Origin of the sequence: Halodurantibacterium daqingense (genome assembly GCF_042666235.1) — a bacterium.
Lineage (GTDB): Bacteria > Pseudomonadota > Alphaproteobacteria > Rhodobacterales > Rhodobacteraceae > Halodurantibacterium > Halodurantibacterium daqingensis.
In genome coordinates, this window is the sequence record NZ_JBHTFQ010000009.1 from 88,468 (window position 1) to 111,722 (window position 23,255).

Here is a 23,255-nt window from a genome sequence, read left to right on the forward strand (position 1 = left end):
ATGCGAATGCATGCGGGGGCGATATTTTCCTATTTCACCCGCCATGGCACCGCGGCGAACCTGGTGCTGGTTGTCATGCTGGCCGCCGGCATCTGGGCGATCCCGAACATGCGTTCACAGTTCTTTCCCGATGTGGTGGTGCAAAGCATCAGCGTCTCGGTCGGGTGGAGTGGCGCGGGCGCCGAGGATGTGGATCGGGCCATCGTTCAGCTTCTGGAACCGACGCTGCTGGTTGTCGAGGGCGTAAGCAGCGCCACCAGCCGTGCAAGCGAGGGTCGTGCCGTCATCGCGCTGGAGTTCGAACCGAACTGGGACATGTCGCGGGCGCTGGAAGAGGTGCAGGCGGCTGTCGATGGTGTGTCGAACCTGCCGGACGAGGCGGATACCCCGGTGGTCCGGCGCAGCGAATGGCGCGACAGGGTAACGGATGTCGTGATCAGCGGGCCGGTTTCGGTCGATCAGCTCGGGCGTTTTGCAGATGAATTCGTGACGCGCCTTTTTGCGGCCGGCGTCACGCGCACCACCATCCAGGGGCTTGCCGCACCCGATATCGTGGTCGAGGTGCCCTCGCGGGCACTGATCCAGCACGACATCGGCATGTCCGATATCGCCACCGCAATCGCCAGCACCGTGCGCGCCAATCCCGCTGGCGAGGTTTCGGGCGCCAGTGCCCGCGTGCGCACGGGCACTGCCCGGCGCAGCGCAGAAGAGATCGCCGCCATCACATTGCGCACCGGGGTCGACGGGTCGGTCCTGACCGTGGGCGATCTGGCCGAGGTGCGGATGGAGGGGGTGGACCGCAGCCGCGCCTATTTCGTCGGGGACAACCCGGCCATGACGATCCGCGTTGACCGTTCGGCCCAGGGGGATGCGATCGGCATCCAGCGCGATGTGGAACGTGTGGCGGCAGATCTGCGCCTGACCCTGCCCGATCAGGTGACGCTGGACCTGATCCGCAGCCGCACCGAAGAAATCACCGGACGGCTGAACCTGCTTCTGGACAATGCGCTGATGGGGTTGGGGCTGGTTGTGGTGCTGCTGTTCCTGTTCCTGAATGCGCGGGTGGCGCTCTGGGTGGCGGCGGGCATACCGGTGGCGATGATCTCGGCCATCGCGGCGATGTATGCGATGGGGCTGACCATCAACATGATTTCGCTCTTCGCGCTGATCATCACGCTGGGCATCGTGGTTGATGACGCCATCGTCGTGGGCGAACATGCCGACTACCGCGCCCGCGAACTGGGCGAGGGCCCCGCCGAGGCAGCCGAGAATGCGGCAAGCCGCATGGCGGCCCCCGTCTTTTCGGCCACGATCACCACGGTCATCGCCTTTTTCGGGCTTGTGGCGGTCGGCGGCCGTTTTGGCTCCTTGATTGCCGATATCCCGCTGACGGTGATTGCGGTGCTGATCGCGTCGCTGGTGGAATGCTTCCTGATCCTGCCGAACCACCTGCGCCATTCCCTGGCCCATGTCGGCGAAACCCGCTGGTATGACTGGCCCTCGACCCAGGTGAACCGCGGGTTTCTCTGGGTGCGGGAACGGCTGTTCCGGCCATTCATGGGTTGGGTGATCTGGGCGCGCTATCCGGTGCTCGCGGGCGCGATCCTGCTGCTTGCCCTGCAGGGCGCGGCCTTCCTGCGCGGTGATCTGCAGTGGCGGTTCTTCAACTCTCCCGAGGAGGGATCGATCGCAGGAAATTTCGCGATGCTTCCCGCCGCGACCCGCAGCGACACGTTGGAGATGATGCGCGAACTGCAGCGCGCCACCGAAGAGGTCGCCGCGCGCTATGAAGCAGAGCATGGTCGCCCGCCGCTGGAATATGCGATCGCGGAAATCGGCGGGAATGCGGGGCGCGGGCTGACGAGCGCCGAAAGCAAGGAGGATTATCAGCTTGGTGGCATCTCGATCGGGCTGATCGACATTGACCAGCGTGAATTTTCCGCCTTTCAGTTTGTCGCCGATCTGCAAGAGGCCGTACGCCCGCATCCGATGCTTGAGGAGGTGAGCTTCCGCGGTGGCCGTTCAGGCCCGGGCGGCGATTCGCTGGCGGTGCAGTTCTTTGGTGCGGATGTCGCGGTGCTGAAATCGGCGGCCGAGGCGCTCAAGTCCGCGCTGGCGCCCTTCCCCGAGGTTTCCGCGCTTGAGGACAGCCTGGCCTATGACAAGGAAGAGCTTGTTCTTGAGTTGACCGCCCAAGGTCAGGCGCTGGGCTTCACGATCGACGGATTGGGCCGCACGCTGCGCAACCGCCTGAGCGGGATCGAGGCAGCCACCTTCCCCGACGGACCCCGGTCTTCGGCGATCCGGGTCGAACTGCCGGAGGCCGAGATGACTGCCGATTTTCTCGAAACCACGCTGATGCGCACGGCCAGCGGCCAGTATGTGCCCCTTGCCGATGTCGTGACCGTCGAGCGGCGTTCCGGCTTCGCGACGATCCGGCGCGAGAACGGGCTGCAGGTGGTCAGCGTCAGCGGCGACATCAGCGAGGATGACCCCGCCCGCGCCGCCGAAATCAGCGCGACCCTGCGCGACACGATCCTGCCGGCGATCGAAAGCAGCCACGGCGTCGCCTGGCGCATGGCGGGCCTGGCCGAGCAGGAGCAGGAATTCCTGTCAGACGCCGGCTGGGCGCTGATCTACTGCCTGCTGGGCATCTACCTGGTGCTCGCCTGGATCTTTGGCAGCTGGACACGGCCGATGGTGGTGATGGCGGTGATCCCCTTCGGGCTGGTCGGCGCGCTTTACGGGCATGGGGTCTGGGGGATGGCGCTGTCGATGTTCTCGGTCGTGGGGCTGATCGGCATGGTCGGCATCATCATCAACGATTCGATCGTTCTGGTCACGACGGTGGATCAGTATGCCCGCCAGCGCGGCATGATCCCGGCAATCATCGACGGGGCCTGCGATCGCCTGCGTCCGGTCCTGCTGACCACGCTAACGACGGTTCTGGGGCTTGCGCCGCTGCTTTACGAATCTTCGTCACAAGCGGAATTCCTCAAGCCCACAGTGGTGACCCTGGTTTTCGGCCTGGGGTTCGGGATGGTTCTGGTGCTGCTGGTGGTGCCGGCCCTGATGGCGGTACAGGGCGATCTGGCGCGGCAGATGCAGGCGCTGCGGCGCGGTTTCCGCGCCGCGGGTCCGGCTGGCCATGTCATGCCGGTTGCGGCAATGCTGCTTTTGCTGTGGTTCGCACTGACGGTAGGGCGCGCCATGCTGGCGGGCGCCGCGCCGGGCTCGGCGCTGGCGATGTTCCTGGGCGGGGCTCTCGTGCTGCTTTTTCTGGTCTATGCGGGCGCGGCACTTTACCTGCGCCGCCATCGTCAGCCGGGGCAGCCGTCCAGCTCGTAGGCGCGGGCGCCCTCTATCAGGGTGATGCGCAGCGCAGAGCGGTCCAGCAGAAAGCCGTCCCGAGCCTCCGGCACGATGTCGGCACTGACACGCAGCACGCCATCGGTGCGGCTGATCTGCGCCTCCGAAACCCAGACGCCCGGCTGGTCAAGCTCGACGACGGCAGCTTCGTCACGGCCCATGACAGGCAGCGTCAGATGGGCCGTCAGACGCAGGCCGTCGCGGATCGGGTCGGTACTGCATTTGCTGCCGCTGAGCCCCGCTTCCCGCGCCGGGCGCGGTTGGTCCGCCAAGGCACGGCTGATCTCGGGGTCGGTGGGGATGACCTCGATTGGCAGCACCAGCGTGCCGTCATAGCCGATGCTGCGCATGCCGTTCTGATCAAAGACGATCGGGCGCGGCCAGTGTAGCCGGACATCCTGCAGGTTCACCGACCCTGCCCAGCCGAATTCTGGCGGTATTCCGGCTTCGCCCGGGGCACGCCAATAGGTCTTCCAGCCGGGGGCGAGTTCGATGTGCAGCGCGGTCATATGGGTGCCGCTGTCGGTTTTCCAGCCGGTGCGCATCTTCGCACTTATCAGATCGGCCGGAGGGGTGGCAGCGGCAGGCAGGGGCGCAGCAAAGAGCGCAAGCAGCCCAAACGTCGCGAAGAAGGAAGATTGCATCATCATCCGGCAACAATAGGCACGGCGGCGGGAAATCAAAACTCACATTCCGGCGAATAGAGCCGCCGTTCGCCGGATCCCCTTGCCGAACCGGTCCTGCAGCCCCATCCTTGAAGAAAGGAAGGACAGGGTGCCGATGATGGATCTGAGCGGAAAACTTCTTGTGGCGATGCCCGGAATGGGGGATCCGCGATTCGAGAAAAGCGTCGTCTTCATGTGCGCGCATTCCGACGACGGCGCGATGGGCCTGATCGTCAACAAACCCGCGGCCGAGGTGCGCTTTGCCGATCTGCTTGACCAGCTTGGCATTTCCCGCACCTCCGAGGGCAGCGACATCCGGGTCCATTTCGGCGGCCCGGCCGAACATGGACGCGGCTTTGTGCTTCATTCGGCCGACTACAGCGCCAACGGCTCGACGCTTCAGGTTGATGATCGCATCGGCATGACCGGCACGCTGGATATTCTGGAAGACATCGCCAAGGGCATCGGCCCGTCACGATCGATCCTCGCGCTGGGCTATGCCGGCTGGGGGCCAGGGCAGCTCGAGGATGAGATCCTGCAGAATGGCTGGCTCACCTGCGATGCGCCGCTTGATCTGGTGTTTTCGGCAGATAACGCAAGCAAGTGGGAAGGAGCCTTGCGGACGCTCGGGATCGATCCCTTGACGCTTTCGGCTGCAGCCGGACGGGCCTGAAGCCCGCCGCGGATGCCGGAGGGGGCGGGAGCGAACCAGCGGAACCTCGCATGGCGCCCGCCGGGTCGTGTGCCATGCCCGCCCGCCATCCTGTCTCGCCTTCCCGGAAGAACGTGCTCTCGTATGGTGTCATGCCTCTTGGGACACGTGCAGCCGTGCGGTTTCCTGTCCCGGACCCGCAGCGCTCGGTCTTCCGGCCTGCTTCAGCTTCGGATTCGTCTTTTCAACCGGTTGGCGGCATTCCCCACCGCAGGGGCTCCGCCGCCATCGGCAGCGAACCCCGCCCAGGGATCAGAGCGACTGGCCCGTCATCATGCGCGGGAGGTCACCGGTCAGTCCGGCGGCTTCGCGGATGAAGCGGCGGCGGAGGCCCGGCAGGGCGCTCACCATCCCCATACCCAGATCGCGGCCCAGCCGCAGCAGCGGGTTATCATTTGAAAACAGCCGGTTGAATCCATCCGTGGCGACGGCCAGCACCGCGGTGTCAAACCGGCGCCATTGCTGATACTGCGCGAGAACCTGCGCTCCGCCGAAATCCTCGCCGCGACGGCGGGCATCAGTGATCACTTCGGCAAGGCTTGCCACATCCCGAAGGCCGAGGTTGAGCCCCTGGCCCGCGATCGGATGCATCCCGTGCGCCGCATCGCCAACCAGCGCAAGGCGCTGCCCCACGAAGGCGTTGGCCAGCGTCAGGTTGAGAGGATAGCGAAACCGCTTCCCCTCAAGGGCGATATCGCCCAGGAAATCGCCGAAGCGGGGGCGCAGAACGGCAAGGTAATCCGCGTCACTTGCGGCATGGATTGCCCGCGCGGTTTCATCGCGTTCCGACCAGACAATCGAGCTGCGGTTCCCGGGCAGCGGCAGAATTGCCAGCGGCCCGGGGGGCATGAAGAACTGATGCGCGACACCATGGTGGGGCAGGCTATGGGCGATGGCGCAGACCAGCGCCGTCTGTCCGTATCCCCATCCGGTGCGTGCAATTCCGGCGCGACGGGCCGTGCCGCTTTGGCGTCCATCCGCGCCGACCAGAAGCGCGGCCCCAATCCGGCGCCCGTCGTCAAGCGTGACCTCGACGCCGCCCGCCGTGCTGGCCTGTGCCACCACCTCATGTCCTGCGATCTGCGTGATTGCATCGCTTTCATCCAGCGCGTCCAGTAGCGCGGCGCGCAGGTAGCGATCTTCAAGGATATGTCCCATCGGGCCTTCCTCGATCTCGGCATGATCGAAATCGAGGATCCACGGTGCCGCGCCTTCGCCGGCCCGCCCGTCGCTGGCCTTGATCCGCAAGATGGGTTCTGCCCTGGCGCCGACCGCCGCCCAGATGCCCAGCGCCCCGAGCATCCGTACCGAGCCGATCGAGAGCGCATAGGCCCGACCGTCAAAGGAGGCATCCGCCCGCGACGGGCGCGGCAGGGCGTCGATCACCGTGACACGCAGCCCGCCTTGCGCCAGCGCCAGGGCAAGCGCGGGCCCGTTCAGCCCGCCGCCCACCACGATCACATCGGTTCTGTGTTCGATCTTGGTCATGGGCTGCAATATGGCAGCGCCGCGGGGATTGTCCATGCGCTGCCATGTCGCTAGCGTCGGGTGACGCAGCGGACGGGGGAAGGTATGGGCGGCGACTGGCTTGGCATGACGGCTTCTGATCTGGGGCGCGGGATCGGCGCGGGGCGGGTTGACCCTGTTGCCCTGACCGAGGCGTTTCTTGATGCGGCCCGGCAGCATCCGCATGCCGACCGGATCTATGCGCGGCTGACGCCCGAGCGGGCGCTGGCCGAGGCGCGGGCAGCGCGGGACCGGGCGCGCCTTGGCCTGCGCCGCGGGCTTCTGGACGGCGTGCCGCTGTCGTGGAAGGATCTCTTTGACACTGCCGGCGTCGCGACCGAGGCCGGAAGTGCGCTGCTGGCAGGCCGGACCCCTGATCGCGATGCCGAGGTTCTGGTCAACGCGTCGCTTGCGGGCAGCGTCTGTCTGGGCAAGACGCATCTGTCCGAACTGGCGTTTTCGGGGTTGGGCCTCAATCCCGTGACGGCGACCTCGCCCTGTATCCACGATGCCGAGGCCGTGGCGGGGGGCAGCTCGTCCGGGGCGGCGGCCTCGGTTGCCTTCGGGCTCGCGCCTTGTGCGATCGGATCCGACACGGGCGGCTCGGTGCGGATCCCGGCGGCGTGGAACGATCTGGTCGGGCTCAAGACAACCCTGGGGCGGCTGCCCATGGCCGGGACGGTGGCCCTGTGCGAACGGTTCGACACGATCGGCCCGCTTGCCCGCAGCACCGAGGATGCCGCCGAAGTGCTTGCCCTGCTGGAGGGAAAACGCGCTGCTGACCTGTCGGGCGCAACCCTTTCGGGCGCGCGCCTTCTGGTCCTTGAAACCCTGGCGCTTGATGATCTGCGGCCAGGCCCCGCGCGTGGCTTCGATCGCGCGCTGGATCGCTTTGCCGCTGCCGGGGCGCATCTGACGCGCGGCGCGGTGCCGGAGGTTGCCGAAGCGATGGCGCTTGCGCCGGTGCTGTTCGCGGCCGAGGCCTATGGCCTCTGGCGCGACGTGATCGAGGCGCAGCCGGAGCGGATGTATCCCCCGATCCTCGAGCGGTTCCGGGGCGGGGCCGCATTTTCGGGTGCAGATTACGTTGCAGGCTGGAAGACAATGGCCAGACTGCGCCAGCGATGGTCCGAGATTGCGGCTGACTACGACGCGGTTGTTCTGCCGACGGCGCCGACCACGCCCCCGAAGATCGAGCGGCTTCTGCGTGACCCGGACTATTACGTCGCCGAGAACCTTCTTGCGCTGCGCAACACGCGCATTGCCAATCTCTTTGGCCTTTCGGCGCTGACCCTGCCCACGGGCGAGCCTTCGGCGGGCGTGATGCTGATGGGCGCGCCGCTGGGGGAAGAGCGGCTTTTGCGTCTGGGTGCGGCGGCGGAGCGGGCGCTGGGCCGGGGCTGAGCGGCGGGCAACGGCCACCGTGTCGTCGTTTTTCTGGACCCCGGCGCCAAACATCGGTATCGTAAAGGCAAAACGGGGCGAAATGACCCCGCAAGCGAGGCAGTCATGGCATTTCCTGAGCGGTTTTCGAACCTGCCAGAATACGCGTTCCCGCGTCTGCGCGGGCTTCTGGACCATCATGTGCCGGGCGGCGATCCGCTGCCCATGACCATTGGCGAACCACGCCATTCCTTTCCGCCTTTCGTGGCCGAGGTGCTGGCCGATCATCTGGAGGGGTTCGGCAAGTATCCCCCCAACGAGGGCACGCCCGAGCTTCTTGCCGCGATCGATGGCTGGCTGGGGCGGCGGTACGGCGTCTCGCCCGGGGCTGCGGGGATCTCGGTGCTGAATGGCACGCGCGAAGGGTTGTTCAACGCGGCGCTGGCCTTGTCGCCAGAGGAAAAGCGCGGTCGGCGGCCGGCGGTGCTGATGCCCAATCCGTTCTATCAGGTCTATGCGGTTGCGGCCCTTGCGGCGGGGGCGGAGCCGGTCTTTGTGCCAGCCACGGCCGAAACCGGCTTTCTGCCCGACTATGCCGCGTTGCCCGCCGATCTGCTGGACCGCGTGACCGTGGCCTACATCTGTTCGCCCGCGAATCCGCAGGGGGCAGTTGCCGGTCGCGACTATTGGGCGGATCTTCTTGCCCTGGCCGAACGGCACGATTTCCTGATCTTCGCTGACGAATGCTACTCCGAGATCTATCGCGATCAGCCGCCCCCTGGCGGGCTAGAGGCGGTCAGCCACAACAAGGCCGACCCCGAACGCGTGTTCGTGTTCCACTCGCTCTCCAAACGCTCGAACCTGCCGGGGCTGCGTTCGGGTTTCGTGGCGGGTGGTGTGCAGGGGATCGCGCGTATCCGGCAGCTGCGCAACTATGCCGGCGCGCCGCTTCCGCTGCCGTTGCAGCGCGTGGCCGAGCGCGTCTGGGCCGATGAGGATCATGTGGTCGAGAACCGGCGCCTCTACGCCGAGAAGTTTGCCCTGGCGGACGGGATTCTTGGCGGCGTCGCTGGGTATCGTTCGCCGGATGCCGGGTTCTTCCTGTGGTTGCCGGTTGCCGATGGCGAACAGGCGGCGCTGCGCCTTTGGCAAGAGACCGGCGTGCGGGTGCTTCCGGGCGCCTATCTGGCCCGCGACACCGACCACGGCAATCCGGGGCGGGGCTATATCCGGGTCGCGCTTGTCGCATCCCGGGATGAGACGGCGCGCGGGCTGGGCCTGATCCGCGACTGCCTTTACACCTAGGCGAGGAAAGCATGGCATCCTATCAGATGAGACAGCGCGATCCGCTTCTGGACAGCAATACCCAGGCCGCACTGGAACGGCGCGGCAAGGAACTGCTTGGCATCGGGCTGATCGTGCTTGGCGTCGTGATGGCGCTTATCCTCGGATCTTACGTGCCTGAGGATCCGAGCTGGATGTCTGCAACGGATGAGCCTGCCCAGAACATCATGGGTCGGTTCGGCGCATCGGTCGCCTCGACGCTGTTCATCATCGCGGGCTATGGGTCGTGGGGGCTGCCGGTGGTGCTGACCGGCTGGGGGCTGCGCTTCGTGATCCACCGCGCCGAGGACCGGGCCATGGGCCGGGTCATCTTTGCCCCGATCGCGATTGCGCTGGCCTCGGTCTTTGCCTCGACCCATGTGCCGGGCGCGGACTGGACCCATTCCTTCGGCCTGGGCGGCCTGTTCGGGGATACCGTGCTGGGCGCCATGCTTGGCATCGCACCGGTAACGGCGACTTTCGGCCTCAAGTTCATGTCGCTGCTGTTCGGCTGCGGGCTGATCGCGATTTCCCTGTTCGTGCTGGGCTTCGACATGCAGGAACTGCGCGATGTCGGGCGGTTTCTTGCCGTCGGGCTGGTAGTGACCTATGCCAGCCTGCTGACGGCCGCCGGCAAGGGCGCGAACGGCGCCATGCGGGGCGCGCGCGACGCGCGCAGCCGCTATCAGGCCCAGCGGAGCAATCGCCAAACCGCCTTGTTCGGAGACGAGGATGGCGGTGCGCAACGCCGGCTTTTCCCGCGCCCGCCGAAGGACGATGTTGTCGAGGATTGGGATGCGAAAGGCTTCCAGCCTGACCCGATGCGCGCCGATATGGCTGCCCGCGATCCTTTCTGCGCCGATCCGGCCGCGCCGCATCGCTCCGACGTGCGCCACGACACGGCGCGCGACGGGCTGCGGGCCGAGCCGCGCCCCCAACCGCCACGTGAAAAATCCGGTTTCCTGTCGCGGGTTCCGGCATTGGTGCGCCGCGCGATCGATCCCGAACCCGAACTGGTCCAGCATCCGGGCGGCCCGGACGCCGAGGCGCCCAGCGAAGAGCGGATCAAGGCGCGCATCAACGACGTGATCAAGGCGCGTGTGCGACAGGCGCCGGTTCTTTCATTGGCTCGTTCGGAGCCGCCGCTGGTACGGGGGCGCGGGCCAAGACCGCTTGTCGCCGACACCACGCGTCGGCCTGCCGCGGGCTTGGCTGTGCCGCCGCTGGTTGCCGCCCCGGTGGCCGCGGCACCGGTCGTCCCGGATATCGCTCAGCCGACGATCGTACAGCGCGGCGCCGCAACAAGCCCGCATGATCTTTATTCCGATGCGGAAGATGAGGCCGATCTGGATCTGGACGGCTATGCAGCTCATGGCGACGGTTCCGAGGACGAGGCGCCCACCCACCACGCGCCGCGCATCGCGCCGCGGGAAAGCGTGGTGCAGCACCCGCCGCGCCGGCCCATCGCCCCCTCGCGTCAGGCCCTGGCCGAGGCGCAGCCCAAGCTTCGGCTTGAGGACCGGCCGCGGCCGACCTACGAACATCCGCCGCTGTCGCTGCTGACCAACCCCGCCGAGATCCAGCGTCACCACCTGCCCGACGAGGCCTTGGCCGAAAACGCGCGGATGCTTGAATCGGTGCTTGATGACTATGGCATCAAGGGCGAGATCGTCAGCGTCCGGCCCGGCCCCGTGGTCACCATGTACGAGCTTGAGCCCGCGCCCGGCCTGAAGGCCAGCCGGGTGATCGGCCTCGCCGATGATATCGCACGCTCCATGTCTGCCCTGTCCGCGCGTGTCTCGACGGTGCCCGGGCGCACGGTGATCGGGATCGAACTGCCGAATGTGCAGCGCGAAAAGGTGGTGCTGCGGGAAATTCTTGCCGCGCGCGACTTTGGCGATTCCAATCTGCGCCTGCCTCTCGCGCTCGGCAAGGATATCGGCGGCGAGCCGGTCGTGGCGAACCTCGCCAAGATGCCCCACCTGCTGATCGCCGGGACCACGGGGTCGGGGAAATCGGTCGCCATCAACACCATGATCCTGAGCCTTCTCTACAAGCTCTCGCCCGAGGAATGCCGGCTGATCATGATCGACCCCAAGATGCTGGAACTCAGCGTCTATGACGGCATCCCGCATCTGCTGTCGCCCGTCGTGACCGACCCGAAAAAGGCGGTCGTCGCCCTGAAATGGGTCGTGGGCGAGATGGAGGAACGCTATCGCAAGATGTCCAAGATGGGTGTCCGCAACATCGAGGGCTATAACGGCCGGGTCCGCGAGGCGCTGGCCAAGGGCGAGATGTTCAAGCGCACGATCCAGACCGGCTTTGACGAGGATACGGGCGAGCCGGTCTTCGAGACGGAGGAATTCGCCCCCGTCGCGCTGCCCTATATCGTCGTCATCGTCGATGAGATGGCTGATCTGATGATGGTTGCCGGCAAGGAAATCGAAGCCTGCATCCAGCGCCTTGCACAGATGGCACGGGCAAGCGGCATCCACCTGATCATGGCCACGCAGCGCCCTTCGGTCGATGTGATCACCGGCACGATCAAGGCGAACTTCCCGACCCGGATCTCGTTCCAGGTGACCTCGAAGATCGACAGCCGCACCATCCTGGGCGAGATGGGCGCCGAGCAGCTTCTGGGCATGGGCGACATGCTTTACATGGCCGGGGGCGCCAAGATCACCCGGATCCACGGCCCCTTCGTCAGCGACGAAGAGGTGGAAGAGGTCGTGACTCATCTCAAGAGCTTCGGCCCCCCCGAGTACATGTCGGGCGTTGTCGATGGCCCGGATGACGAACGGTCTGACGACATCGACGCGGTTCTGGGCCTTGGCGGCACTTCCGATGGCGAGGATGCGCTGTACGATCAGGCGGTGGCGATCGTTCTCAAGGATCGGAAATGCTCGACCTCCTATATCCAGCGCAAGCTGGGCATCGGTTACAACAAGGCCGCGCGGCTGGTCGAACAGATGGAGGAACAAGGGCTTGTGTCGCCCTCGAACCATGTCGGCAAACGTGAAATACTTGTGCCGGAACAGTGATCCTGCTTCAGCGTTATGTGACGGACCGGGGGGCTGCATGGCGGCCCCCTTTTTCCTAGATTTGGCACAGACACTATCAAAGGGGTTTTGCCGATGCGACTGATCCTTGCCACCGTTCTGGGTGCCCTGATGGCGCTTCCGGCGATGGCCGACCCGATCCCGCTGTCCGAGATTTCGCGCTACTTCAACAGCTTCACCACCGCGCAGGGGCAGTTCACGCAGATCAATGGCGATGGCAGCATCTCCACCGGCACGCTTTACATCAACCGGCCGGGCCGCATCCGCTTCGAATATGCGCCGCCCGATTCAAGCCTGGTGATGGCAGGTGGGGGGCAGGTGGCTATCTTCGACCCCAAGTCGAACCAACCGCCGGAACAGTATCCGCTGTCGCGCACGCCGCTGAACCTGATCCTTGCGCAGACGGTCGATCTGACGCAGGCGCGCATGGTGGTCGGCCATGTCAGCGACGGGACCACGACCACGGTGGTGGCGCAGGATCCGCAGCGGCCGGAACAGGGCTCGATCGAGTTGAACTTCACCGCCAACCCGACGGAACTGCGTCAATGGGTGATCCGCGATGATACCGGTGGTGCGACGACGGTGGTGCTGAGCGATCTGACCAAGGACGTGCAGCTGTCGTCCTTCCTGTTCAACATCCCGCATGAAGTGGAACGGCGCCGCTGAGGTGCCGTTCAGGGCCGGGTCTGAGCTTCAGGCCCGGCGGCAGGCGCGCAGCTGCTGTTCGTAACGGTTGGCCCGCGCAGCGACGTTGTTCGAAACCGTCAGAAGCCAGGGTTTCGAGTTGTAGCTGCCGCGGGCAAAGCCCGCATGGCCTTCATGATAGGCAAGGTACTGGTTGCGCGCGTCGTGCTTCGAGACACCGTTGCGCTGTTCGGTCTTGGTCATGTACCAGCCCATGAAATCGGTCGCGTCGCGGATGTCGTCGCGCCGGGCGCGCCGCTTGCCGGTCTCGCGCTGGTATTCCTCCCATGTGCCGTCAAGCGCCTGGGCATAGCCATAGGCCGAGCTTTGCCGTCCCATCGGAATCACCCCGAGCGACCAGCGCACCGGCGTCCGCGCATTGCCTATGAACTTGCTTTCCTGATGGATCGTCGCCATCTGCACATGGATCGGCACGCCCCAGCGCCGCTCGGTCTGCCGCATCGCTGCAAGATAGCGCGGCCTTTCGTTCACGATGCTGCAGGCGTTCTCAAGATCCCGTGGTGCCGAAAAGTTGCCGCCGCCACCGCATGAGGCCAACAGCAGAACGATCACGCCTGCGCGAAGATATCTGCCCATCTACACTGCCCGTCGCTTTTGTCATTTTGCAACAGAATAGGCCAAAAGGCCCCGAAGGAAAACGTAAAACGCCCCCCATCCAGATCAGAAAACCGAGAGAATGCGCCGAATGCCGCCCGGCGGATGCGATGGACATTTGCCGGTATTGGGGATAGGGACGGATTTCGAGGAATGAAAATGCTGAAAACCCGCGCGAAATATCATCTGGGACAGATCGTCCGCCACCGGAAACACCCGTTCCGGGGGGTTGTCTATGACGTGGACGCGATCTTTTCGAATTCGGACGAGTGGTATGACGCCCTGCCCGAAGAGAGCCGTCCCGCCAAGGATCAGCCTTTCTATCATCTGCTGGCTGAGAACGAGCAATCCTACTACGTCGCCTACGTATCCGAGCAGAACCTGGTCCCGGATGATACCGGCGAGCCGGTCGACCACCCCGATGTGCCCGAGCTTTTCGGCGATTTCGAGGATGGCCGCTATCCGCTGCACTTCCAGCTGAACTGAGGCGGCGCCCCGCTTGCGGGGGGCTATACACGATGCAACGCAAGCCGAAGGGGCAGGCGGCCCCCCGCTTGCGGGGGGGCGTGCATGCCTGCCCGTCTTGCCGGGACTTGCGTCAGTAGCCGAGGGCGCAGCCATCCTTGCGGGGGTCTGATGCCCCCTCCAGAACCCCGCGGGCGTGATCGATGCGGATCGCCTGTGCGCCGCCCAGCGGCCCCTCAGGTATGCGGACCCTGTGGCCCATCTCGGCAAGTTCGGCCCGCACTTCTGGCGCATAGCCGCGCTCGACGTCCATGCCTTCGACGCCCGAAAAACAACGGGGCGCGTCAATTGCGGTTTGCAGGTCAAGGCCGTAATCCACAAGGTTGGTCACGAAGCGCGCATGACCGCAGGGCTGATAGGCGCCGCCCATCACCCCGAACGGCAGGGTCACGCGGCCGCCTTCGCGCAGCATGGCGGGGATGATCGTGTGCATGGGCCGTTTACCGCCGCCGGCCTCGTTCGGATGACCTTCTTCAAGCGTGAAGCCCGCGCCGCGGTTCTGGAACAGGACCCCGAAGCGGTCCGAGGCAAGCCCCGCCCCGAAGGCGTGAAAGATCGAATAGATCAGAGAAACCGCCATCCCGTCGCGGTCGACCACCGTCAGATAGACCGTGTCGCGGTGGACGGCCTCGCTGAGCGGGCGGGCTGCCGGCATGGCGCGGTTGGGATCGATCAGCGCCGCCAGTTTCGCCGCCGTTTCCGGCGCCAGCATATGCTGAAGCCGGCTGGTGTGATCGGGATCGGCGATAAAGCGGTTGCGGGCATCATAGGCCAGCTTGGTGGCCTCGGCCTCCAGATGCGCGCGGCGGGCCCCGAACGGATCCAGCGATTTCACGTCGAAATGCGACAGGATGTTCAGCATCAGGTTCGCCGTCGCGCCTTGCCCGTTCGGCGGATGCTCCAACAGCTCGATGCCGGCATAGGCGCTGGCAACCGGCTCGGTATAGGTGCAGGAAGTGGCTGCGAGATCGTCCAGCGTGTGGCTTCCGCCCAGGGCCTGCAGCGAGGCGACGAGATCCTCCGCGACCTCGCCTTCATAGAAACCTGCGCGCCCCTCGCGCGCGATCCGGCGCAGAACCTCGGCCTGCCCCGGCGCGCGGAATGTTTCACCAACCGCGGGCGCCTTGCCGTTCGTCAGGTAATAGCCCCGGGCTGCGCCCTGCAGGGTATCCGCAGCAATGGCCCAGTCAAAGGCGACCCGCGGCGCAACCGGAACGCCGGTTTCAGCATAGCGGATCGCCGGAGCGAGCACCTGATCCAGGGCCAGAAGACCCCAGTTTTCCGACAGGGTGCAGAAGGCATCCACCGCTCCGGGCAGCGTAACAGCCTCAACCCCGCGCAGGGGCACGGTCGCATGGCCCTTCTCCCGCATGACAGCCGCGGAAAGGCCCGCCGGTGCGCGGCCCGATCCGTTCAGCGCGATCACCCGTTCTTCCCCCGCGGGCTTGAGCAGCACGAAGCAATCACCGCCGATCCCGGTCATCTGCGGCTCGCAGATGCCCAGAAGAACGCCGGCGCCGATTGCCGCATCAACGGCGTTTCCGCCCGTTTCCAATATGTCGATCGCCACTTTCGCTGCCAGCGGATGCGACGTTGCGCAAAGACCGTTGGCAGCAAGGACGGGGGATCTGCCGGGCAGGTGATAATCGCGCATGAAGGGTCCATCCGGTTGTTGCGGGATCAGCTTAGGGTGGCTTTGAGGCGATGAAAAGCCCGTGGCACAGGGTGCTGGACGGAGGGCCAAGGGCTCCGCTAGATTTACGGCAGTTCAGGGAGGATATGATGGAAGAAGTGGTGATCTGCGGTGCAGCGCGCACGCCGATGGGGGGCTTTCAGGGCGTATTCTCCAGTCTCGATGCGGCGACGCTGGGTGGGGTCGCCATTGCGGCGGCTCTGGCCGATGCAGGCCTGGCGCCCGACCGGGTGCAGGAACTGCTGATGGGCTGCGTGTTGCCGGCAGGTCAGGGGCAGGCACCTGCGCGGCAGGCGGGGTTCCATGCGGGGCTCCCCGAAGCGGTGCCGGCCACCACGCTAAACAAGATGTGCGGATCGGGGATGAAGGCGGCGATGATCGCCCATGACCAGATCGCGCTTGGCCAGGGCGGCGTTGTCGTTGCCGGGGGCATGGAAAGCATGACCAACGCCCCCTACCTTTTGCCCAAGATGCGCAGCGGTGCGCGGATCGGGCATGGCCAGGTCATCGACCACATGTTCCTTGACGGGCTTGAGGATGCCTATGACAAGGGCCGGCTCATGGGTAGCTTCGCCGAGGATTGTGCCGAAGCCTACCAGTTCACCCGCGAGGCACAGGACGACTATGCGCTTGCCTCGCTGACTGGTGCACGTGCGGCGCAGCAGAGCGGCGCATTTGCCCGCGAAATCGCGCCTGTCACGGTTCCGGGGCGCCAGGGCGATGTGGTTGTTGCCGAGGATGAGCAGCCCGCCCTCGCCCGCCCCGAAAAGATCCCGACGCTGAAACCTGCCTTCCGGCCCGGCGGCACGGTTACGGCGGCCAATTCCTCGTCGATCTCGGACGGGGCGGCGGCGCTGGTTCTCACGTCGCGCAGCCTGGCCGAGGCCGGGCGGCTTCCGGTCCGTGCGGTGCTGCGTGGCCATGCAAGCCACGCGCAGGCGCCCGGGCTGTTCACCAGCGCGCCGGTTCCCGCCGCGCGCAAGCTGTTGCAACGGCTGAACTGGACGGCCGAGGATGTTGATCTGTGGGAGGTCAACGAAGCCTTTGCCGTGGTTCCCATGGCCTTCATGCGCGAAATGGGCATCCCCCGCGACAGGCTGAACGTGAACGGCGGCGCTTGTGCCCTGGGCCATCCGATCGGCGCCTCGGGCGCGCGGATCATCGTCACGCTTTTGAACGCGTTGGAACGGCGCGGGCTGAAGCGCGGGGTGGCGGCCATCTGCATCGGCGGTGGCGAAGGCACGGCCATTGCGCTAGAGCGGCCGTGAAGGAGATCACGATGCTGGACTATGCCGATCTTGCGGCGCGTATCCGCGCGCTGACCGAAGGGGAAACCGACACTGTCGCGCTGATGGCGACCGTGGCCTGCGAGGTGCACCATTCCGACAGCCGTTTCGACTGGACCGGGTTCTACCGCGTCACCGCGCCCGAACTGCTGAAGATCGGCCCCTATCAGGGCGGGCATGGGTGCCTCGTGATCCCGTTTTCGCGGGGGGTCTGCGGCGCGGCCGCCCGCAGCGGCGAGGTGCAGATCGTTCCCGATGTCGAGGCGTTTCCCGGTCATATCGCCTGTTCTTCCTCGACCCGGTCGGAAATCGTGCTTCCGGTGCGCGATGGCGCGGGGCGGTTGATCGGCGTTTTCGATATCGACAGCGATCAGCCTGCGGCCTTTTCCGAGGATGATGCTGTGGCACTTGCCGCGATTCTGGATGAGGTTTTCGCGCGGGCGGCCTGACGCGATTGCTGACGCATTGGCGCTGGTTGCGGGGCAGGGCATCGACTATCTCATGGACATGAGCGATTTTGTCTATGCCCCGCCCGCCGAACCTGCTCGGATCATCTTTCACGATCATCAGATCCTGATCGTGGACAAGCCTGCCGGGCTGTTGTCCGTTCCGGGGCGCGGTGAGGATCGGTCCGATTGCCTCATCAACCGGCTTCGGGTCGCGTTCCCCGATGTATTGCTGGTGCACCGTCTGGATCTGGATACATCGGGCGTCATGGTCTTTGCCCTGACGCCCGCGGCGCAGCGCCATCTGGGACTGCAGTTCGAGAAGCGCCAGACCAAGAAGGTTTATGTGGCACGGCTGTGGGGCGAACTGCAGCCCCGCACCGGCCGGGTCGATCTGCCACTGACGGTCGATTGGCCGAACCGCCCGCGCCAGCATGTAAACCACGAAACCGGACGTTCGGCCCAGACCGACTGGCGCGTGGTGCGACACGATGCGGGCATGACGCGGGTCCGGCTGATGCCAGTCACCGGACGCAGCCATCAGCTGCGGGTCCATATGAAGGAAATCGGGCACCCGATTCTGGGCGATGCGCTTTATGCGGAAGGCCCCGCGCGGGACTTTCCGCGGCTGATGCTGCACGCGGAAAGCCTGCGGTTCCGTCATCCCGACGGCGGCAAGGGGCTCAGCTTCTCGGCCCCCTGCCCATTCTGATCAGGCCTCGCTTGCCCAGCCCGAAACGGCCTTGACCTCGAGGAAGTCCTCGATGCCCCAGACCCCGCCTTCGCGGCCGTTGCCGGATTGCTTCATGCCGCCGAACGGGCTGCCGGCGCCGCGCGACTGGCCGTTCATCTCGATCATGCCGGCGCGCAGCCGCCGGGCCAGCCGGTTCCGGCGCGCCCCGTCCTGGCTTTGCACATAATTCGTCAGGCCATAGACAGTGTCATTGGCAATTCGCACCGCCTCGTCCTCGCTGTCAAACGGGATGATCGAGAGAACCGGGCCGAAGATCTCTTCGCGTGCGATCGTCATGTCGTTGTTGACATCGGCAAAGACCGTGGGCCGCACGAAATAGCCGCGGTTAAGCCCCTCGGGCCGTCCCAGGCCCCCGGCAACCAGCCGCGCGCCTTCGCTGATGCCCTTCTGGATAAGGTCCTGGATCTTGTCGAACTGGGTCTGCGACACGACGGGGCCGATATGCCGGCCCTCCTGATGTGCGCTGGCAACATGGGTCGATTCAGCCACCTGACGCGCCGTCTCCACGGCGCTGTCATAGATCTCGCGCTGGACAAGCATCCGCGTCGGCGCGTTGCAGCTTTGCCCGGAATTGTTGAAGCAATGCATGGCGCCGCGGCGCACGGCCTTTTCATCGGCGTCGGCAAAGACCAGGTTGGCGCCCTTGCCGCCAAGTTCCAGATGCACGCGCTTCAAGGTATCCGCCGCGGCCTTGGAAATCGCGATGCCGGCGCGGGTAGAGCCGGTAAAGCTGACCATGTCCACGTCACGATGGGTCGAAAGCTGGGTTCCGACCCCGGCCCCGTCGCCATTCACCAGGTTGAACACGCCCTTGGGCACGCCCGCCTCGTGCAGGATTTCCGCAAACAGCAGTGACGACAGCGGCGCGATTTCCGAGGGTTTGAGAACCATGGTGCAGCCGGCCAGCAGCGCCGGAATGGTCTTGAGCGTGACTTGGTTCATCGGCCAGTTCCAGGGCGTGATCAGCGCACAGACGCCGACGGCCTCCTTGATGATCCGGTCGTTCGGGGCGTGATCGCCCAGCGGGGCGATGAACTCGATCTTGTCGAAGGCTGTGATGAAATTGGCGATGTGCCAGCTGCCCGAGGTCGCCTGACTTGACCGCGCCATGTCGATGGGCGCGCCCATTTCAAGACTGATGGCGCGCGCCATGTCTTCGGCACGCGCCTCATAGACCTGCTGGATCCGCTTGACGACGGCCAGCCGTTCGGCGGGTTCGGAAAACATCCAGTCGTCAAGCGCTGCCTTTGCCGCGGCCACCGCGGCATCCGTATCTGCCTGGCCGCCCAGCGAGATCACGGCACAGACTTCCTCGGTCGAGGGATCGATTACCTCATGGTCATGCGCCGCGACCGGGGCGACCCACTCGCCGTTGATGTAGAAGCTTTTCTTCTCGATCATACCAACCTCCGGATGTGCTATGCGGGCAGACTGTCACCCCCGGCGGCGATTGGCAACGGGCGGTTCAGGTCATCTGCGCAGCCCTTCCCTGGCGTCGATACCGGCGGCGGGATAGCCGGGCCCCCAGACCCGGCGCGCATCGCGTGCGATGGCCTGTGCTTGGGCGGCGTCAAGCCGTGCCCGGGCGGCTGTGGCATCGCCACCTGCCTCGCGCATCGCCCTTGCCCAAAGCCGTTGGACAGAAGGCGCGCTCCAGGGCAGGGCTGCGTCATGCAGCCAGTGCCGTAGCTCGGGCGGCAGTGCGTCGAAGGCCGACATGCCGCCCTTCCGTGCCCGTGGCAACCGGGTTGCAAGGTTGCCCGTCATGCCGCGCGCTTCCAGCTGGGGAATGGATCGGGCAGGTTGCGCCAGTCCTCGGGGGTGAAGGCCGCGCCGATCAGGCAGGCGTCAAGCCCGGTGACAATCGCATCCTTGTCCATGCCGGTGCCGATGAACACAAGCTCTTGCCGGCGGTCGCCCCATGTGTCGTCCCAGTGGCGGCGCATTTCGGACAACGCATCGGGATGGGTCGGCCACCGCTCCTGCGGGACGCTGGCCCACCAGCCGCCCAGGGGCACAACCGAGGACATCGCCCCTGCAAGGCTGAACTCGGCCACCCAGTTCGGCCGTGTCGCCAGCCAGAAATGCCCCTTGGCGCGGATCACGCCCGGCAGGGGGCCATTCAGGAAGGCATGGATGCTCTGCGGATCGAAGGGCCGCCGCGCGCGATAGACGAAGGACGAGATGCCGTATTCCTCGGTCTCTGGCGTGTGATGTGCAAAGCCGTAAAGCTCTTTCGCCCAGTAGGGATGTTCATGCGCGCGATCGAAGTCGAACAGGCCCGTGTTGAAGATGGCGCCAGCCTGGACATGCGAATGATCGGTCTCGATCAGCCGGGCGTCCGGGTTGAGCGCGCGGATGATCTTGCGAGCAGCATCGGCCTTTTCCGGGCCCGCATCCGTCACCTTGTTGAGAATGATGACATTGGCGAATTCGATCTGATCCGTCAGAAGGTTGACCAGTGTCCGTTCGTCATTCTCGCCCAGGCTTTCGCCCCGGTCGGTCAGGAAGTCATGGCTGGAGAAATCGCGCAACAGATTCACGGCGTCCACGACCGTTACCATCGTATCCAGCCGGGCCACATCCGAAAGGCTGGCACCGGTTTCGTCGCGAAAATCGAAGGTCGCCGCGACGGGAAGCGGCTCGGCGATGCCGGTCGATTCGATCATCAGGTAGTCAAAGCGACCCTCTCCGGCAAGGCGCCGCACCTCGACCAGAAGATCGTCGCGCAGCGTGCAGCAGATGCAGCCGTTGGTCATTTCGACCAGCTTTTCCTCCGACCGCGACAGTTCAGCGCCCTCGCGCACCAGATCGGCGTCGATGTTCACCTCGGACATGTCATTGACGATCACCGCTACGCGGCGGCCGTCGCGGTTGTTCAGAACGTGGTTCAGAAGCGTTGTCTTTCCCGCGCCCAGAAAGCCCGAAAGCACGGTGACGGGCAGGCGTGTGTCTGGCTGGGTCATGGTTGTCTCCGTAATGTAATACTATTACATTTATCGGGAGAGATTCCAGCCTGCAAATGGAAAAAGCCCCGGCATCGCTGCCGGGGCTTTCATTTCTGCAAGGGCAGAGGCCTATTCTTCGGCCTCGGCCTTCTGTTCGGTGATTTCAGCGCCGGTTTCCTGATCGACCATCTTCATGCCAAGGCGCACCTTGCCACGGTCATCGAAGCCCAGCAGCTTGACCTTGACCTCCTGGCCTTCCTTCAGGACTTCGTTCGGATGCTGAAGGCGCTTGTTGGCGATCTGGGACACGTGGACCAGACCGTCGCGCTTGCCGAAGAAGTTCACGAAGGCGCCGAAATCGACCAGCTTGACCACGCGACCGGTGTAGATCTTGCCTTCTTCCGGCTCGGCCACGATCGACCAGATCATGTCATAGGCCTTCTTGATGGCCTCGCCGTTCGAAGAAGCGATCTTGATCACGCCGTCGTCGTTGATGTCGACCTTGGCGCCGGAGGTTTCCACGATCTCGCGGATCACCTTGCCGCCCGAGCCGATCACTTCGCGGATCTTGTCGGTCGGGATCTGCATCGTCTCGATCCGCGGCGCGTGCGCCGAGAATTCGGTCCGGCCGGCCGTCAGCGCCTGGGCCATTTCACCCAGGATGTGCATCCGGCCGTCCTTGGCCTGTGCCAGCGCCTGTTCCATGATCTCGGGCGTGATGCCCGCAACCTTGATGTCCATCTGCAGGCTGGTGATGCCGTTCTCGGTGCCCGCGACCTTGAAGTCCATGTCGCCGAGGTGATCCTCGTCGCCCAGGATGTCTGTCAGGACGGCCCATTTGCCGTCTTCCTCAAGGATGAGACCCATGGCAACGCCCGCAACCGGCGCCTTCAGCGGGACGCCCGCATCCATCATCGACAGCGATCCGCCACAGACCGAAGCCATGGAGGAGGAGCCGTTGGATTCGGTGATCTCGGACACGACGCGGATGGTGTAGGGGAAATCGGTGGCTGCCGGCAGAACCGCCTGCAGCGCGCGCCATGCCAGTTTCCCGTGGCCGATTTCACGGCGTCCGGGGGGACCGAAGCGGCCGACCTCGCCCACCGAATAGGGGGGGAAGTTGTAATGCAGCAGGAAGTTCGAACGCGAGTTGCCGTGCAGCGCGTCGATGATCTGTTCGTCCTCGCCGGTGCCCAGCGTGGTCACGACCAGCGCCTGGGTTTCACCACGGGTGAACAAGGCAGAGCCATGGGTGCGGGGCAGGATGCCGACTTCCGACACGATCGGGCGCACCGTCTTGGTGTCGCGGCCGTCGATCCGGGCACCACCGTTGATGATGTCACCGCGCAGGATCGAGGATTCGAGCTTCTTGAAGGCAGAGCCGAGGTTCTCGTCGGCAAGTTCTTCCTCGCTCAGCGTCGCGCGAACGGCTTCGCGCGCGGCGGCGACGGCGTTGACACGCTCCTGCTTGTCCTTGATCGCGAAGGCGGCGCGCATCTGGTCCTCGCCCGCGGCTTTCACCTTGGCATAGAGGTCCGAATAGTCGGGCGCCTGGAAGTCGAACGGCTCTTTCGCGGCCGCTTCGGCCAGATCGACGATCAGGTCGATCACCGGCTGCATCGCCTCGTGGCCGAACTTCACCGCACCCAGCATTTCGGCTTCGGACAGCTCGTAGGCTTCCGATTCCACCATCATCACCGCGTCCTTGGTGCCGGCGATGACAAGATCCAGCCGCTGGTCGGGCGATTCGCGCAGTTTCTGCATGTCCTCGACATCGGGGTTGAGAACATAGGACCCGTTGACGAAGCCCACGCGCGCGGCGCCGATCGGGCCCATGAAGGGAACGCCGGAAATCGTCAGCGCGGCCGAGGCGGCGATCATCGCGACGATGTCGGGCTCGTTCACCAGATCGTGGCTGAGCACGGTGCAGATCACCAGCACCTCGTTCTTGAACCCGTCCACGAACAGCGGGCGGATCGGACGGTCGATCAGGCGCGAGGTCAGCGTTTCCTTTTCGGAAGGACGTGCTTCGCGCTTGAAGAAACCGCCGGGCACCTTGCCGGCAGCATAATAGCGTTCCTGGTAGTGCACGGTCAGCGGGAAGAAATCCTGCCCCGGCTTGGCCGATTTGGCGAAGGTGACATTGGCCATGACGCTGGTTTCGCCCAGCGTGGCGATGACCGAGCCGTCAGCCTGGCGGGCAACCTTGCCCGTTTCCAGGGTCAGCGTCTCGCCGCCCCACTCGATCGACTTTTTCGTAACGTTAAACATCTCTTTTCCTATACTG

18 protein-coding genes are annotated in these 23,255 nt (G+C 65.2%); 10 read left to right on the plus strand and 8 right to left on the minus strand.

Translation table 11 applies throughout. The features are described from left to right. Positions 1 to 3,348 (plus strand): efflux RND transporter permease subunit, encoded by a 3,348-nt coding sequence (locus tag ACFQXB_RS16065; protein ID WP_377405883.1) that lies wholly within the window; start codon positions 1 to 3, stop codon positions 3,346 to 3,348. On the opposite strand, the gene ACFQXB_RS16070 is transcribed toward ACFQXB_RS16065, so the two are convergent. Then, positions 3,321 to 3,914 carry a protein-disulfide reductase DsbD domain-containing protein gene (locus ACFQXB_RS16070; protein WP_377405885.1) on the minus strand — a complete coding sequence of 198 codons (594 nt, stop codon included), beginning with the start codon at positions 3,912 to 3,914 and terminating at the stop codon, positions 3,321 to 3,323. The genes ACFQXB_RS16065 and ACFQXB_RS16070 overlap by 28 nt on opposite strands. 238 nt (positions 3,915 to 4,152) lie before the next feature. Between ACFQXB_RS16070 and ACFQXB_RS16075 the strand changes: the two genes are divergently transcribed. Then, complete coding sequence (locus ACFQXB_RS16075) at positions 4,153 to 4,707, plus strand: YqgE/AlgH family protein (RefSeq protein ID WP_377405983.1); 555 nt, start codon at positions 4,153 to 4,155, stop codon at positions 4,705 to 4,707. A gap of 291 nt (positions 4,708 to 4,998) precedes the next feature. On the opposite strand, the gene ACFQXB_RS16080 is transcribed toward ACFQXB_RS16075, so the two are convergent. Beyond that, positions 4,999 to 6,225, minus strand: coding sequence for a UbiH/UbiF/VisC/COQ6 family ubiquinone biosynthesis hydroxylase (locus ACFQXB_RS16080; RefSeq protein ID WP_377405985.1), 1,227 nt, complete (start codon positions 6,223 to 6,225; stop codon positions 4,999 to 5,001). Between the two features lie 93 nt (positions 6,226 to 6,318). Between ACFQXB_RS16080 and ACFQXB_RS16085 the strand changes: the two genes are divergently transcribed. The 4 genes from ACFQXB_RS16085 to ACFQXB_RS16100 all read left to right on the plus strand — a co-directional run bounded on the left by ACFQXB_RS16085 (position 6,319) and on the right by ACFQXB_RS16100 (position 12,683). Next, positions 6,319 to 7,656: an amidase gene (locus ACFQXB_RS16085; protein ID WP_377405887.1), complete on the plus strand. Its 1,338-nt coding sequence runs from the start codon at positions 6,319 to 6,321 to the stop codon at positions 7,654 to 7,656. A gap of 105 nt (positions 7,657 to 7,761) precedes the next feature. Continuing rightward, entirely contained in the window at positions 7,762 to 8,940 is a 1,179-nt protein-coding gene (locus tag ACFQXB_RS16090) for an aminotransferase class I/II-fold pyridoxal phosphate-dependent enzyme (protein WP_377405889.1), read from the plus strand. Between the two features lie 11 nt (positions 8,941 to 8,951). Beyond that, complete coding sequence (locus ACFQXB_RS16095; RefSeq protein ID WP_377405892.1) at positions 8,952 to 11,999, plus strand: DNA translocase FtsK 4TM domain-containing protein; 3,048 nt, start codon at positions 8,952 to 8,954, stop codon at positions 11,997 to 11,999. Between the two features lie 93 nt (positions 12,000 to 12,092). Next, the gene (locus tag ACFQXB_RS16100) at positions 12,093 to 12,683 is read left to right on the plus strand and encodes a LolA family protein (protein WP_377405894.1); all 591 of its coding nucleotides are present in this window, start codon (positions 12,093 to 12,095) and stop codon (positions 12,681 to 12,683) included. Positions 12,684 to 12,710: 27 nt separating this feature from the next. On the opposite strand, the gene ACFQXB_RS16105 is transcribed toward ACFQXB_RS16100, so the two are convergent. Then, on the minus strand, positions 12,711 to 13,298 hold the full coding sequence (locus ACFQXB_RS16105; RefSeq protein WP_377405896.1) for a transglycosylase SLT domain-containing protein: 588 nt from the start codon (positions 13,296 to 13,298) through the stop codon (positions 12,711 to 12,713). 177 nt (positions 13,299 to 13,475) lie between these two features. Between ACFQXB_RS16105 and hspQ the strand changes: the two genes are divergently transcribed. Next, the gene (gene hspQ / locus ACFQXB_RS16110; protein WP_377405987.1) at positions 13,476 to 13,802 is read left to right on the plus strand and encodes a heat shock protein HspQ; all 327 of its coding nucleotides are present in this window, start codon (positions 13,476 to 13,478) and stop codon (positions 13,800 to 13,802) included. Positions 13,803 to 13,914: 112 nt separating this feature from the next. Here the strand turns inward: hspQ and ACFQXB_RS16115 are convergent, their stop codons facing one another. Further along, complete coding sequence (locus tag ACFQXB_RS16115; RefSeq protein ID WP_377405898.1) at positions 13,915 to 15,495, minus strand: gamma-glutamyltransferase family protein; 1,581 nt, start codon at positions 15,493 to 15,495, stop codon at positions 13,915 to 13,917. A gap of 128 nt (positions 15,496 to 15,623) precedes the next feature. Here ACFQXB_RS16115 and ACFQXB_RS16120 point away from each other — a divergent pair, with 128 nt between their 5' ends. The 3 genes from ACFQXB_RS16120 to ACFQXB_RS16130 are packed head-to-tail and all read left to right on the plus strand — an operon-like array spanning position 15,624 to position 17,978. After that, positions 15,624 to 16,802, plus strand: coding sequence for an acetyl-CoA C-acyltransferase (locus tag ACFQXB_RS16120; protein WP_377405899.1), 1,179 nt, complete (start codon positions 15,624 to 15,626; stop codon positions 16,800 to 16,802). Between the two features lie 11 nt (positions 16,803 to 16,813). Next, entirely contained in the window at positions 16,814 to 17,269 is a 456-nt protein-coding gene (locus ACFQXB_RS16125) for a GAF domain-containing protein (protein ID WP_377405901.1), read from the plus strand. A gap of 58 nt (positions 17,270 to 17,327) precedes the next feature. Beyond that, a complete protein-coding gene (locus tag ACFQXB_RS16130) occupies positions 17,328 to 17,978 on the plus strand; it encodes an RluA family pseudouridine synthase (RefSeq protein ID WP_377405989.1) in 651 nt (216 codons plus the stop codon). Here the strand turns inward: ACFQXB_RS16130 and ACFQXB_RS16135 are convergent, their stop codons facing one another. The 4 genes from ACFQXB_RS16135 to pnp form a co-directional block, all read right to left on the minus strand. Continuing rightward, the gene (locus ACFQXB_RS16135; RefSeq protein WP_377405902.1) at positions 17,979 to 19,421 is read right to left on the minus strand and encodes an aldehyde dehydrogenase family protein; all 1,443 of its coding nucleotides are present in this window, start codon (positions 19,419 to 19,421) and stop codon (positions 17,979 to 17,981) included. 69 nt (positions 19,422 to 19,490) lie between these two features. Next, positions 19,491 to 19,787 (minus strand): DUF6525 family protein, encoded by a 297-nt coding sequence (locus ACFQXB_RS16140; protein ID WP_377405904.1) that lies wholly within the window; start codon positions 19,785 to 19,787, stop codon positions 19,491 to 19,493. Beyond that, on the minus strand, positions 19,784 to 20,986 hold the full coding sequence (locus ACFQXB_RS16145; protein ID WP_377405906.1) for a GTP-binding protein: 1,203 nt from the start codon (positions 20,984 to 20,986) through the stop codon (positions 19,784 to 19,786). The genes ACFQXB_RS16140 and ACFQXB_RS16145 overlap by 4 nt, the downstream gene beginning before the upstream one ends. A gap of 111 nt (positions 20,987 to 21,097) precedes the next feature. Then, positions 21,098 to 23,239, minus strand: a complete 2,142-nt coding sequence (gene pnp / locus ACFQXB_RS16150; protein ID WP_377405908.1) for a polyribonucleotide nucleotidyltransferase — start codon at positions 23,237 to 23,239, stop codon at positions 21,098 to 21,100. Between the last annotated feature and the right edge of the window lie 16 nt (positions 23,240 to 23,255).